At 72.4% G+C, this 13,105-nt stretch carries 12 protein-coding genes; 1 reads left to right on the top strand and 11 read right to left on the bottom strand.

Annotated features, from left to right (window positions below; all coding sequences use genetic code 11):
* Positions 1-179 precede the first annotated feature (179 nt).
* On the top strand, positions 180-992 hold the full coding sequence (locus ND450_RS04660; RefSeq protein ID WP_253324912.1) for an AfsR/SARP family transcriptional regulator: 813 nt from the start codon (positions 180-182) through the stop codon (positions 990-992).
* Between the two features lie 40 nt (positions 993-1,032).
* Here ND450_RS04660 and ND450_RS04655 read toward each other — a convergent pair whose 3' ends face one another.
* From ND450_RS04655 to ND450_RS04605, 11 genes are read right to left on the bottom strand one after another with little or no spacing between them, the layout of a single operon-like run.
* A complete protein-coding gene (locus ND450_RS04655) occupies positions 1,033-2,328 on the bottom strand; it encodes a UDP-glucose/GDP-mannose dehydrogenase family protein (RefSeq protein WP_253324911.1) in 1,296 nt (431 codons plus the stop codon).
* Positions 2,329-2,378: 50 nt separating this feature from the next.
* Complete coding sequence (locus ND450_RS04650; protein ID WP_253324910.1) at positions 2,379-3,623, bottom strand: ATP-grasp domain-containing protein; 1,245 nt, start codon at positions 3,621-3,623, stop codon at positions 2,379-2,381.
* 11 nt (positions 3,624-3,634) lie between these two features.
* Positions 3,635-4,870, bottom strand: a complete 1,236-nt coding sequence (locus tag ND450_RS04645; RefSeq protein WP_253324909.1) for an MFS transporter — start codon at positions 4,868-4,870, stop codon at positions 3,635-3,637.
* Complete coding sequence (locus ND450_RS04640) at positions 4,867-5,463, bottom strand: TIGR00730 family Rossman fold protein (protein ID WP_253324908.1); 597 nt, start codon at positions 5,461-5,463, stop codon at positions 4,867-4,869. Before ND450_RS04640 ends, ND450_RS04645 begins: the two co-directional genes overlap by 4 nt.
* Complete coding sequence (locus ND450_RS04635) at positions 5,450-6,184, bottom strand: SDR family NAD(P)-dependent oxidoreductase (RefSeq protein ID WP_253324907.1); 735 nt, start codon at positions 6,182-6,184, stop codon at positions 5,450-5,452. Before ND450_RS04635 ends, ND450_RS04640 begins: the two co-directional genes overlap by 14 nt.
* Positions 6,184-6,807 carry a class I SAM-dependent methyltransferase gene (locus tag ND450_RS04630; protein WP_253324906.1) on the bottom strand — a complete coding sequence of 208 codons (624 nt, stop codon included), beginning with the start codon at positions 6,805-6,807 and terminating at the stop codon, positions 6,184-6,186. Before ND450_RS04630 ends, ND450_RS04635 begins: the two co-directional genes overlap by 1 nt.
* Positions 6,804-7,889: an HAD family hydrolase gene (locus ND450_RS04625; RefSeq protein ID WP_253324905.1), complete on the bottom strand. Its 1,086-nt coding sequence runs from the start codon at positions 7,887-7,889 to the stop codon at positions 6,804-6,806. Before ND450_RS04625 ends, ND450_RS04630 begins: the two co-directional genes overlap by 4 nt.
* Complete coding sequence (locus ND450_RS04620; RefSeq protein ID WP_253324904.1) at positions 7,889-9,025, bottom strand: acyl-CoA dehydrogenase family protein; 1,137 nt, start codon at positions 9,023-9,025, stop codon at positions 7,889-7,891. Before ND450_RS04620 ends, ND450_RS04625 begins: the two co-directional genes overlap by 1 nt.
* A complete protein-coding gene (locus ND450_RS04615) occupies positions 9,022-9,276 on the bottom strand; it encodes an acyl carrier protein (protein WP_253324903.1) in 255 nt (84 codons plus the stop codon). The genes ND450_RS04620 and ND450_RS04615 overlap by 4 nt, the downstream gene beginning before the upstream one ends.
* A gap of 4 nt (positions 9,277-9,280) precedes the next feature.
* Positions 9,281-10,123, bottom strand: coding sequence for a 3-hydroxyacyl-CoA dehydrogenase family protein (locus tag ND450_RS04610; protein ID WP_253324902.1), 843 nt, complete (start codon positions 10,121-10,123; stop codon positions 9,281-9,283).
* The gene (locus ND450_RS04605) at positions 10,120-13,101 is read right to left on the bottom strand and encodes a type I polyketide synthase (protein ID WP_253324901.1); all 2,982 of its coding nucleotides are present in this window, start codon (positions 13,099-13,101) and stop codon (positions 10,120-10,122) included. Before ND450_RS04605 ends, ND450_RS04610 begins: the two co-directional genes overlap by 4 nt.
* Positions 13,102-13,105: the final 4 nt, after the last annotated feature.

Genomic DNA, 13,105 nt, shown 5'->3' with positions numbered 1-13,105 from the left:
GGCCGGCGAGTCCCGTTCCCCTCACGGGTGCAGGGACCGAGACGGTGCCGCCGCAGGAACGCGGGTCAGCAGACTCGGTCCGGGTGTGGTCAGAGCACCCGTCAGGACCTGCAGACCCGAGGAGACCTCATGCCGGAACGCACCACCCGGTCCTGCACCGATCCCGGAGAAGCGTGACCATGAACCCAGAACTGCGCTTCGAGATCCTCGGTCCGCCGCGCCTGGTCGCCGGTGGCCGTCCCCGTGCGATCCGGTCCCGCAACCTGTCGGTGATCCTGACCGCCCTGCTGGTGCGGGGTGGCCGCGTGGTCAGCGTCGAGGAGCTGATCGACGAGGTGTGGCACCAGCCGCCACGGCGGGCCAGGGACGCGATCTACGTGTACATCTCCAAGCTGCGCGACCAGATCGGCGACGGGTTCGTCGACAGCCAGTTCCCCGGCTACGCCCTGCACCTGCGCGGCCGGCAACTGGACGTGCAGCAGTTCGGCAGGTACCGCGCCGACGGCCACCTCAGCATGGCGGGCGGCGACCACGAAGGGGCGGCGCGGGCGTGGCGCAACGCGCTGGCCCTGCACCGGGGCGGCGTCGTGAGCGGCGCGCACTCGGGGCCGATCCTCAGCTCGTTCGACTCGTGGCTGCGGCAGTCCCGCGTGGAGTGCGTCGAGCTCGCCGCGTGGGCACAGCTCAGCGCCGGCCTGCACCACGAGGCCATCGGCTTCCTCACGCACCAGCTGCCGCAGAACCCGCTCAACGAGATCCTGCACCAGCAGCTGATGCTGGCGTTCCTGCTGGCCCGGCACCGGGCCCAGGCGTTGCGGGTGTTCGGCAACGCCTGCCGGACGTTCTCGGACCGGCTCGGTCTGGAGCCCGGCGGTGACCTGGTCGAGGTCCACGAGATCGTGCTCGCCGACGACGTCGGCCGCGCCAAGCGGGTGATCTCCGCCGCCGTCGCGTCGCGGATCAGCTCGCACCGGTCATCACTGGCGTCCTGACGGGAACGGGTGGGGAGCGCGCCGCGCTCCCCACCCGTCCTCAGCACTGCCGGGCGGTGGCCCTGCCAACGCTCATGTACGTGAACCCGTGCCCTGCCTGGTCGGCCGGGTCGAGCAGGTTGCGGCCGTCGAACAGCAGCGGGGTGCTCATCACCTCGGCGGCCTTGCCCCAGTCCACGTCGTGCAGCTCCGGCCACTCCGTGACGATCACCGCGGCGTCGCAGTCCGCGACCGCCGCGAGCACGTCGTCCTTGCGTTCCACCTGGTTCCACGGCGTGTCGGTCAGCTCGGGCGCCATCGGGTCCCAGGCGGTGACGACCGCTCCCTCGGACAGCAGCCGCGCCGCGATCACCGCGCTGGGCGCCTGCCGCATGTCGTCGGTGCCGGGTTTGAAGGTCAGCCCGAGCAGGGCGACCTGACGGCCGCGCAGACCCCCGAGCTCGGACCTCACCCTGGCGACCGCACGCCGGGCCTGGAGGTCGTTCACCTCGATGACGGCGCCGAGCAGCGGCAGCGGCAGCCCGCAGTTGGAGGCGATCGCCCGCAGCGCCCTCGAGTCCTTGGGGAAGCAGGACCCGCCGTAGCCGAGTCCTGCCTTCAGGAAGTGCGGGCCCAGCCGGTGGTCCCGGCCGACGACCGCCGCCACCTCCTCCACGTCCGCCCCCGTCGCCTCGCACACGGCGGCGATCTCGTTGATGAACGTGATCTTCGTGGCGAGCAGGGCGTTCGCCGCCATCTTGGCCATCTCCGCGGACGCCACGGACACCTCCTGCACCGGCGCGTCGATGCCCCTGTGCAGACGGGCGACCAGAGCGGCCACCTCCTGGTCGGCCGCGCCGACGACGATGCGGTCCGGGTTCAGGAAGTCCCGGACCGCGGTGCCCTCCGCGGTGAACTCGGGGTTGGAGGCGTACCCGACGTGACCCATGCCGGCGGCGTCCAGGGCGACGCGCACCCGGTCGCCGGTCCCGACCGGAACGGTCGACTTCATGACCACGGTCGTCAGCCGCGGCGCACCCCTCAGGTCCTCGACGACGGACCAGACCCGGGACAGGTCGGCGTCGCCGGACGCGCTGGGCGGCGTGTCCACGCAGACGAACGCCACCTCGGCGGTCCTCAACGCCTCCTCGGCGTCGAGGGTGAACCGGAGCCGTTCCGCGTTCCCGGCGATCAGGTCGCCCAGGCCCGGCTCGTGAATCGGCACCTCGCCGCGGCGCAGGGCGTCGACGCGGTCCGGCCGGATGTCGCGCACGGTGACCCGGTGGCCCAGCTGCGCCAGGCAGGCACCGGTGACCAGGCCGATGTAACCGGCCCCGAACACCGCGATGTCGTGCATGCGTCCCACCTCATTCCTCCTGCACCTCACCAGGCGAGGGCGGTCACCGCTCAGACGTAGGGGCCCTCGACGGCGAGCCGGCGGCCCGCCTCCGCCAGCCGCTCGCGGACCTCGTCGGCGTGCGTGCCGGTGACGATCACCCAGCCCGCCCGGCCCCAGAAGTCGATCGGCGGGGGCTCGATCACCGTGCCGCGCGGCCGCAGTTCCCCGACCTGGTGCACCCACGGCTGGGCGCGGAGGTCGGGTGCCTCGGCCAGCCCCTCGAACAGCTGGGGGCGCTGCGGGTAGAGGAACTTCAGCCCGGCGGCCAGATCAGGCACGATCTCCGCCTCCAGTTCCTCGCCGAGGGCGGCGGACACCAGCAGCGAGCCGATGCTCAGGCCGAAGGCCATGTGGACCATCTTCGACAGCATGTCCCCGCCCGGACGGCCGTTGAGCTCGATGATGCGAGGTCCCTTGGAGGTCATCTTCACCTCGACGTGGGACAGCGTCCGGTCGATGCCGACGGCCAGCACGGCGGCACACGCCAGGGCGAAGCCCTCCGCGAGCGGCTCGATGTCGAGCGCGCCCTCGCCGCACACGTAGCCGATCTCGATCGGGTGCGGGTCGAAGTCGAACGACTTGGGGCACCAGTAGAGGACCTCGGCCTTGCCGCCGCTGCTCCACACGTCGACGTCGAACTCGACTCCGTCGAGGAACTCCTCGATGAGGATGCCGTCGCTGACCATGCCCTTCTTGTCGATGTCGGCCGCGAGCCGGAAGTACCGGACGAAGTCCTCGGGGTCGTCGATGCGGCAGACCCCGGCGCTGCCGGACAGCGCGCGCGGTTTGACGATGAGCGGGTAGCCGATCTGCTCGGCCACCTCCAGCCCCTCCTCGACGTCGTGCACCAGCACGGAGACAGTCGGCGACAGCTCCGCGAGGACCTCGCGCTGGCGCAGCTTGTCGCGGCAGATCTCCGCCGCCCTCACCGGCAGACCGGGAATCCCCAGGGCCTCGGCGAGCTGGGCGGCCAGCAGGACGTCCGGTTCGTTGTAGGTGATGACGGCCTTCACGTCGTGGCGCTCCACGAGCTTGCGCGCCTGCTCCAGCGGGAACGGGTGCGCGTCGGGGTCGTAGGTCTCGAAGTCCGTGACCCACGGCTTCTGCCAGGTCGGTTCCACGACGTCCAGCAGGACCACGTCGGCCGCGGTGCCCAGGTGCGACAGCAGGTGTTCGTGGCCGATCTGGTAACCGGAACCGACCAGCAGCAAGGTCTTCGGTGAGGCCGGACGCGCCGGCAGCGGAAGTTCCACGTGAGGGCTCCTCAGTGCGAAGTGGGTTCCAGACGCCGTGTCGTGCGGCGCCGGAACGAGAACAGGGCGTACAGGGCCAGACCGAACCCGCCGAACTGGAGCACGAAGTAGGCGCCGACTCCGGCGACCTCGATGGCCGGCAGGAGGATCAGCGGAGCGATGAACGTGCCCAGACCGTGCGCCAGGGACGTGGCCGCGGCGTAGGACTCCAGCGAGTGCGGCGGTGCCGTCCTGGTGACCAGGGGCTGGACGCTCGGCGCGATCAGGCACTCGCCCACGGCGAACAGGACGCCGAAGGCCGCACCCAGCGCCAGCTTGGACAGCGTGCCGGACGCCAGCAGCGCGCACCCGAGCACGGCGGCCGCGACCGTCCACGACACGATCGCGGCGGCGAGTGCCGCGACGTAGCCGATGCGCTCGACGACGCGCAGGGCGAGGCCCTGCAGGACGATGACGCCGCCGGTGTTGCAGGCGATGACGATGCTGATCGCCGTCACCGACAGCTGGGCGTTGCCGAGGATCGCCGGGACGACCGAGTCGAACTGGCCGAGTCCGAAGATGACCGCGCAGAACTGGAACACGAGCAGACACAGGAAGACCGGGTCGCGCAGAGCCGCTCCGCGCACCCGCCGTGAGGCGTCCTGCGGCAGGTGCACGGGGACCTCTCCGCGCTTGCGCACCAGGCTGACCAGCACCGCGCCGTGGACCAGGTAGCTCACGGCGTTGACGACGAGACAGGCGGTGTAGCCGCCGGTGCCGAAGTGCAGGACGGCTTGACCGGCCAGCAGGGTTCCCGCGGTCATCGTCACCGCGGTGACGCGGTTCTGTCCCGCGAGGACCCTGCTGAGCGCGTCGTCGCCGAAGACGCGGTTCAGGACCGGCGTCTGCACGGCGTAGTACATGCCGGTTCCCGCGCCGGACAGCGCGGCGGCCACCACGACCAGCGGAACGGAGTCCGCCACGGCGAACAGGCCCCAGCCGACGGCCTGCAGGAGCGCGGCCGCCGCCACCGACGTGCCGGGTCCGTGCACCCGGCCGATCCGGATGGCCAGCGGGTTCACCACCAGGCCGCCCAGCGAGAACACGGCGAAGTAGAGCGAGACGCCCGACAACGGCAGGTGCAGCACCTCCCGCAGGTAGATCACCGTGATCGGGAGCATCAGGCCGCTGCCGAACGTGGTGACACCCCAGCCGGCCAGGAACGCGCCGTAACCGGGCAGGGGTGCTCGGGAGGTCCTCGCACTCACGACATCACCCGCCCTCCGGGCGCGGCTCCGGCGAGAGCACCGGCGGGGGCGACCATGTCGAGGGCCTGCTCCGGGGTCGCGGCGAGGCGCAGGATGCTCGCGTCGCGCACGAAACCCCGGCGCCCCAACTCTTCCACGTACTCGATCAGCGACCGCCAGTCGTCGTCCACGTCGAGCAGGACGATGGGACCGACGTCCTGGCCGAGCGCGGCCATGGACACCACCTCGAGCACCTCGTCGAGCGTGCCGTAGCCGCCTGGCAGCGCGATGAAGGCGTCCGAGCGGTCGATCATCACGCGCTTGCGTTCCAGGAGGTCGTCCGTGAGCACGATCTCCTGGGGTGGCAGGTCGTCGCCCATCTCCTTGGCGCGCAGGAACTCCGGGATGACGCCGAGGATCGGCGCGCCCCCCGCGGACGCCCCGCGCGCCACCGCGCCCATCAGGCCGACACCGCCGGCGCCGTAGACGAGCCGGTGACCGCGAGCGGCCAGGCCGGCGCCGAGCGCGGTGGCGGCCTCCGCGTACCGGGCCGACGGCCCGGACGCGAAGCCGCAGAAGACGCCGAGCGACAGCGGGCGTTCAGAGATATCCATAGCTGAGCCAGCCTCCGTCGACGACCAGGGTCTGGCCGTTGATGTAGTCGGCCTCCGGTGAGGCCAGGAACAGGACGGGTCCGACGATGTCCGCCGGCCGGCCGCGCCGGCCGGACGGGATGCGACCGACGATGGCGTCCTCGTCGAGCGCCGCCGGGTGCGGGGTCTCGATGCGGATCATGCCGGGGGCGACCGCGTTGACGTTGACGTTGTGCGGTGCCCACTCCACGCCCAGGCTGCGGGTCAGCTGGAGCACGCCGCCCTTGCTCGCCGCGTACAACGCCCGTTCGGGAAACGCGGTGTAGGACAACAGGGACGCGAAGTTGACGACCTTGCCGTGGCCCTGCTCGACGAGGTGGGCGCCGAACGTCTTGCAGGCCAGGAAGGTGCCGAGGACGTTGGTGTCCATCAGGGTCCTGGCGGAGTCGAGCGGGAACCCGGTCGTGGGGCCGAGGTCGAAGACGCCGGCGGCGTTGACGAGGACGTCCAGGCCGCCGAACCGGCCGACCACCTGGTCGGCCGCCTCGCCCATCGCCTGCTCGTCCGCGACGTCGACCGCCACGGCCACGGCCTCGGCGCCGAGTTCCTCGATCTCGGCGGCCACGGACTTCACCTGGGACTCGGTGCGGGCCAGCACCGCGACCTGGTCACCGCGGGCGGCGAAGCCGAGGGCGACGGCACGCCCGATCCCCCGGCCTCCCCCGGTGACGACGACCCGCATCAGAGGGCCCGGAACTCGCCGAACCAGTGCAGCTGGTCGGGCTTCGCCTGCGTGGGAACGTTGCGGTAGATGTAGAGGCCCACGCACTCGAAGCGGTCGGCGGTGAACGTCGACAGGATGTCCTCGCTGGTGATGCGGCGCGGCCCGGTGCCCGGGACCATCTTGTCGGAGAACGAGTTCAGCAGGAACAGGCCGCCGGGCTTGAGCAGGCGGTGCACCTCGTCGGCGTAGCGGGAGCGGACGTCGTCGCGCATGTTGTGGAACACGAACGAGTCGGTGACGACGTCGGCCGACGAATCCGGCAGCGGCACGTCGAGAACGTCGCCCTGGATGAACTCCGCACCGGCGCCGGCGAGCGCGGCCCAGCGGCTCGCCCTCGCGACGGCGTCCGGGGAGAGGTCGACGCCGGTGACGTCCAGTCCCTGCACCGAGAGGAACACGGCGTCGACACCGGGGCCGCTGCCGAGGTCGATCAGGCGCTGCCCCGGCTTGAGCGTGCCGTCGATGACGCGCTTGATCAGTTCCAGGCCGGGGGAAGCGTTGAACCAGGAGAGCTTGGCCAGCGGCTCCTCGCCGTAGACGGTGGAAAAGGTGTCGGTCCAGCTCTGCCTGAAGGCGGTCATCGGGTGATCTCCTCGGTCGTACCGCTGTCCTCAGCGGTGGTGGTGTCATCGGTCAGAAGGCGGACGTATCCGGGGACGGCCGGGATCCGGTCGTCCGGGAGTGCGAGGACCACGTTGTCCCCCGAGCGGGATTCGACGACGAACCCCGCGAAGCGGTAGGTGACGAGCATCTGGCGGTTGCGGTCCGTCTGCCGGAAGTGGGCGACGGTGCGGGCATCGTGCGCGGCGGCCGTGCGCGCGATCGCCGCGATGAGAGCGCTGCCGACGTTGCGGCCCATGACCCTGCAGGACATGAGAAGCAGCCGGATCGTCCATTCAGGACCGGTGGACAGCACGGCGAGGCCGATGGTGCCGTAGGTGCCGAAGCAGTCGTCGAGCTCGGCGACGAGCACCCGGTGGCCGGGGTCCCGCACGAGAGCGGCGAGCTCCTCCTGGTCGAAGGTGATGCCGGTGGTGTTGAGCTGGTGGGTGCGCTGGGTCAGCTCCGCCGCGCGGTCCAGATCGGCCTCGGTGGCCTCGCGCACCCGCAGCGTCATCTCCAGCGAGGCCAGGAACTCCTCGTTCGGGCCCTGGAAGGTCTCCTCGTGTGAACGACGGCGGTCCTCCGCCCGGTACATCTCCCGGCGGCGGGCGGCGTCGGCGGTCACCTGCCTCGGCAGGACGTGGCCGGCTTCGACGAGGTCGTGCAGCTCCTGCCGGGTCATGCAACGGACCTCGGGCAGCTCCCGCGCCACCTCGGCCCGTTCGAACTCCGAGTCGTCGACGAACAGCACGCTGTCGGCGGCGATGTTCAGAGCCCGCACCAGGTTCCGCAGCGAGGAGGACTTGGCCGACCAGCCGACCTGCGGGTGCAGGAAGTACTCGTCGAGCCCGAACTCGCGCAGCCGGTCCTCGACGGGTCCGGGTTCGTTGCGGCTGGCGACGGACTGGAGGATGCCGTGCTCGTCGAGGACGCGCACGAGCTCGCGGTTGGCGTCGGGGACGAGGAGGTCGTCGCCCTCCAGGAGGGTTCCGTCCCAGAGGGTGTCGTCCAGGTCCCAGACCACGCACTTGACGGTCTTCACCGTCGTGGCCGGTGTCATCACTGCCGTCCTTTCCACGCGGCGCCGGGATCGCGCAGCAGCGCGGTGGCCACGACGTCCTGGAGCACCTCGGTCGGTCCCTCGATCACCTCGTGCACCCGCGCCGCGGCGACGAGCCGGGCCAGGGGGTGGTCCTCGGTCTGGCCTTCCGCGCCCAGCAGGCGCGAGGCGGTGGCGGTCACGGTGCTCGCCGCACGGGAGGCCAGGAGCTTGGCGCGGGCCGCGGTCACCGCCGCCGTCGGCGCACGGTCCTCGACCTCCCGTGCGGCCACGCGCACGTAGTGGGCCGCCGAATCGGCTGCCAGCGCGGCGTCGGCGAGCAGACCGCGCACGAGCTGCTGGTCGCCGAGCACCCGGTCGCCCTTCGCACGGCTGGCGGCGTGGGCGACGACCAGGTCCAGCGCCGCCTGGGCGACGCCCACCGCGCCGGCGGCGACGTGGAGCCGCCCCAGGGTGAGACAGGACGTCGCGACGAAGGGGATGCCCGTGCCCGGCCGCCCCACGGCGTGGCCGGCGGGCGCGGTCGCACCGTCGAACGTGACCCTGGCGAGCCGCGCGGCCCGCAGCCCCGCCGTGCGGGGTTCCGGCTCGGCCCGCACACCGCTTCCCGCCTCCACGAACGCGCAGCTGTCCAGCTCGTTCGTGAGCCCGAAGACGAGGTGGGCGTCGGCGATCTGCCCGAACGACAGCCAGCGCTTCACGCCGGTGACGCGCAGGACGTCGCCGTCGCGGTCGATCCTGGTGGCGAGCGCCCCGGCGTCGGCGCCTCCGCCGGTCTCGGTGAGGGCGAAGGACGCGATGATCCGGCCGGTGGCCAGTTCGGGCAGGTAGCGGTCGCGCACCTCCGCGGAGGCGAAGCGGCGCAGGGCGTGGCACACCATGGCGTGGACCACGAGCAGGCTGTGCAGGCTGGGCGAGGCGGCGGCCACCCGCCGGTGCACCTCGACCACGTCCTCCAGCGGGAGGTCGCTGCCGTGGTACGCGGTGCCGACGGTGATGCCGAGCAGTCCCTGCCGGGCCAGCTCGTCGACGTCCTCGCGGGGGACGGCACCCGCGCGTTCCCACGCCGTGGCGTTGTCGGCGAACCGCTTGTCGCACAGCACGTCCAGCACGACCGGCGGTGCCGCGGTGCTCACGCCGCCACCCTGCGCGCGACCAGGTCGGCCAAGCCCCGCACGGAGTCGAAGTTGACCAGCTCGAGGTCCTCGTCGCTCACCTCGACGCCGAAGGTGCGCTCGACGAAGTCGACCATCTGGACCGCGGCGATCGAGTCCAGCACGCCACCGGAGATCAGCGGCCGGTCGTCCTCGATGCCGGAGGTGCCGCTGAGCCGGATGATGAACTCCCGCACCACGGCGGTGATGTCGGTCGTGCTCTGAGCAGTCATCGTTTCAGTTCCCGTCGTAGGAGTAGAAGCCCTGGCCGCTCTTGGCGCCGGTCCGGCCCTCGTCGACCATCCGGCGCAGGTGCGCGTGGGTGGCGAACTCGTCGGTCCCGTAGTGCTCGTGCAGGACCTCGAGGGTGCGCACCACCGTGTCGACACCGATCAGGTCGGCCGTGCGCAACGGGCCGGAGGTGTGGCCGAGGCAGCCCTTGAACAGGTCGTCGACCTGGCTCGGCGTGGCGACACCGTCCGCGACGACGGCGGCGGCGAGGTTGACCACCGGCATCAGGATCCGGTTGATGACGAAGCCGGGGGCGTCGTTGACGACGACGGACCTCTTGCCCATGCGCCCCAGCAGGCCGTCCACATCGGCCAGCGCCTTGTCCGAAGTGGACGGTGCGCAGACGACCTCCACCATGTCGATGCGGTCGACCGGGTTCATGAAGTGCGCGCCGACGACGCGGCCGGGGTCGGTCAGGCACTGCGCCAGGCTCGCGATGGGCACGGCCGAGGTGTTGGCGGCGATGGTGACGTCCGGCGCCAGAACTTTGTCCAGCAACGGGTACAACTCGCGCTTGCCCTGCTCGGACTCGGTCGTGTTCTCCACGACGAAGCCGGCGTCGGCCACGTCGGACAGGTCGGTGGTGGGACGGACGTCCAGCTGCCGCCGTCCCGTCCCGCCGAGCAGGGCGGCCAGCCTCTCGTGCCGCCGGATCGCCGCGCGGGCCGCGTCCAGGGCGGCCGGGTCGGTGTCGACGAGGACGACGGCGTAGCCCGCCGCGGCGGCGGCGTGCGCGACGCTGGAGCCGATGACGCCGGCCCCGATCACTCCGAGGGTGGGTGCGGTCATGACGCGGGACTCCCGTGGTCGAGGGGTTCGGGGGCGGCGAGCCAGGCCTCCACCTCGCGCGTCATGCCGCCGAGGGTCGCGGAGGCGAAGACGACGGAGGACGGGACGGCCCGTCCGGTGAGCTCCTGGAGGCCGGCGATCAGGTGCACGCCCATCAGGGAGTCGCCGCCGAGGTGGAAGAAGTGGTCGTCGGGGTGCACCTCGCGCAGACCGAGCAGGATCCGGAAGCGGTGGGCCAGGAACTGCCCGACCGGCGTGCCGGGTGCCTCGTCCTGCTGCTGTGGCACCGGTGTGTCCTGTACAGACTCGTTGTGCCGCAACGGGGTCACGGTCGACCACGGATCGGCGGGTGGCTCGGTGTCCGGCAGGTACCTGCGGCGCACCAGGGCCCGCGGGGGCAGGGTGGTGCGGCGCCGCGGCCCGGTGTGCAGGCGTGGCCAGTCGGACTCGACGCCGTGGGTCCACAGTTCGCCCAGCGCCTCCAGCAGGATCTGCCGGTCGCCCGCGTTCTCGTAGGACTGCCGGACCGTGCGGACGCACACGGCGTCCGGGTCGGTCTGGGCGATCCACGGCCGGGCGGTGCCGGGCCCGACCTCGACGAGGACGCGGTGCCGGGCGAGGACCAGTTCGCTCGCCTCGCGGAACCGCACCCGGCTGACCATGTGGTCGTGCCAGTAGCCGGACTCGGGAGTCTCCCCGTCCAGCCAGGCGCCGAGCACGCTCGACGCGATGGGGATGCGGGCGGGCTTGAGGTCCACCGCGCGCAGGTCCTCACCGAGCAGCGCGGCGGCGCCGGCCAGCTGCGGCGTGTGGAACGGGTGCGCGGCGTCCACGGGCAGTGCGGTGAACCCCTCCGCGCGCAGGCGCTCGGCCAGTGCCTCCACGGCGTCCGGACGGCCGGAGAACACGCAGTGCCCCGGCCCGTTCTCGGCCGCGATCCAGGTGTCCTCGACCGCGTGCTTCTCGACCTCCTCGGCGGCGGCGAGCACGCTGAGCATCGCGCCGGGCCCGGCGGTCTTGACCAGGTCGGCGCGGCGGGCGACGGCGGCCATCGCGTCCTCGACGCCGATGACCCCGGCCAGCACGGCCGCCACCCACTCCCCCAGGCTGTGGCCCAGCAGCGCGGCCGGGCGGATGCCGAGGTCCATGAGCGTGCGGGCCATCGCGTGTTCCATGCAGAACAGCGAGAGGTGCACCTCGCGGAGCTCGCGAGGAGCGGGAGTGCCACCGCCGCGGCGCAGCAGGGCGCGCAGGTCCACGCGGTCGCCCTGGCGGTCAGGACGTGCGGGTTCGGTCGCGAACGAGCGGCCCACGGCACCACGGGTCAGCGCGTCGGCGACTTCGGCGACCTCGTGGAGGTGACGGGCGAAGAGAGGGTCCGTGCGGGCCAGCTCGGCGCCCATTCCCGGGTAGTGGCTGCCGATCCCCGGCAGCACGAACACCACCTCGGGGGCGTCGCCGGTGGTGTGGCCGCGCTGGATCCGCAGCCGGTCGCCGGCGAACGCACCGGCGACCTCCGTCCCGGAGCGCACGACCGCGTAGGCGCGGTGCGGGTAGCGGTGCCGTGAGGTCTGGGTCGTCCAGGCGACGTCCGCGACCCGCGCGGGGTTCTCGCCCAGGTCGTCGCGCAGGCGGTCCAGGTCGGCGTCCAGGGCCTCCGGGTGGTGGCTGGAGACCAGCACCAGGTCGCTGCCGCCGGACTCCGGCGTCACCGGGACCTCCGGCGCCTCCTCCAGCACGACGTGGCAGTTCGTGCCGCCCAGCCCGAAGGCGCTCACCCCGGCCCGCCGGGGCCTGCCCGGCGTGGCGGGCCAGTCCAGGGCCTCGGCCAGGGGGCGCAGCACGCCGGACCGGGCGGCGAGGTCGGCGGGCAGCCGTTCGAAGTGCGGGGTGGCGACGAGCCGCCGGTTCCGCAGGGACAGCACGGCCTTCGCGAAACCCGCGAGCCCGGCCGCCTCCCGCAGGTGTCCGAGACCGCCCTTCACCGCCCCGACGTGGACGGGATGACCGGCGTCGGCGAACACCTCGGCCAGCGCCGACCACTCGGTGGAGTCACCGATGCGGGTTCCGCTGCCGTGCGCCTCCACGTAGTCGACGTCCCCGGGAGCGAGGCCCGCCACGTCCAGCGCGGCCCGGACCACCTCGACCTGGGCTGCGGCGTCGACACCCGCGAACCCCGACTTGCCGGAGCCGTCGTTGTTCATGGCGGTGCCGCGCACGACGGCCCAGACCTCGTCGCCGTCGCGCACCGCGTCGGCCAGCCGCTTGAAGACCACCGCTCCGGCACCGTCACCGGGGACGGAGCCGCCCGCGACCGCGTCGAACGGACGGCACACACCGTCCGCGGAGCCGATGCCGCCGAGCGGAGCGTCGTAGCCGCCGGGAGCGGGAACCCGGACCGACGACACCGCGGCCACGGCCAGGTCGCTGCCGTGGTTCAGCAGGTCCTGCACCGCCAGGTGCACGGCGGTCAGCGCGGTGGAGCAGGCCGACTGCACGGTGACGGCGGCGCCCTGCAGGCCGAGCCGGTAGGCGATGCGGGTGGCGGCGTAGTCGCCGCGGTTGGTCACCTCGAGCGACTGGGCGTCGACTCCCGGACGGCCTGCCAGCGCGCTGCCGACCCACCGCTCGTAGTCGCTGTGCCCGACCCCGGCGTAGACGCTGACGGCCGGCGTGGCGGCACGGTCCACGTTCGCGGTGGTGAGGGCCTCGTCGGCGGCCTCCAGCAGCAGTCGTTGCTGGGGATCGGTCAGCAGGGCCTCGGACGGGGCGATCCCGAACCGGGCCGGGTCGAAGTGGCCGGGGCTCGGCACGGATCCGTACGCGGGCACGAACGTGCCGCCGGGCGTGTCCCGTCGCGTGATGGCGTCCTCACCGGCGTCGAGGATCGACCAGTACCGGTCGACGCTGTCACAACCGGGCAGCCGCACGGACAGGCCGACGACCGCGACGGCGTCCTCGTGGTCGAGTTCGTTCACGTCG

Source organism: Lentzea sp. HUAS12, from assembly GCF_024125735.1.
GTDB classification, from domain to species: Bacteria; Actinomycetota; Actinomycetes; order Mycobacteriales; family Pseudonocardiaceae; genus Lentzea; species Lentzea albida.
The sequence above is the reverse complement of the archived record's forward strand: the minus strand, read 5'-3'. Positions and strand labels throughout refer to the sequence as shown.

Bases quoted from the DNA above. Each gene is read 5' to 3' on its own strand.
- ND450_RS04660 (WP_253324912.1), top strand. From the start codon at position 180: ATGAACCCAGAACTGCGCTTCGAGATCCTCGGTCCGCCGCGCCTGGTC.
- ND450_RS04655 (WP_253324911.1), bottom strand. From the start codon at position 2,328: ATGCACGACATCGCGGTGTTCGGGGCCGGTTACATCGGCCTGGTCACC.
- ND450_RS04640 (WP_253324908.1), bottom strand. From the start codon at position 5,463: ATGGATATCTCTGAACGCCCGCTGTCGCTCGGCGTCTTCTGCGGCTTC.
- ND450_RS04635 (WP_253324907.1), bottom strand. From the start codon at position 6,184: ATGCGGGTCGTCGTCACCGGGGGAGGCCGGGGGATCGGGCGTGCCGTC.
- ND450_RS04630 (WP_253324906.1), bottom strand. From the start codon at position 6,807: ATGACCGCCTTCAGGCAGAGCTGGACCGACACCTTTTCCACCGTCTAC.
- ND450_RS04625 (WP_253324905.1), bottom strand. From the start codon at position 7,889: ATGACACCGGCCACGACGGTGAAGACCGTCAAGTGCGTGGTCTGGGAC.
- ND450_RS04615 (WP_253324903.1), bottom strand. From the start codon at position 9,276: ATGACTGCTCAGAGCACGACCGACATCACCGCCGTGGTGCGGGAGTTC.
- ND450_RS04610 (WP_253324902.1), bottom strand. From the start codon at position 10,123: ATGACCGCACCCACCCTCGGAGTGATCGGGGCCGGCGTCATCGGCTCC.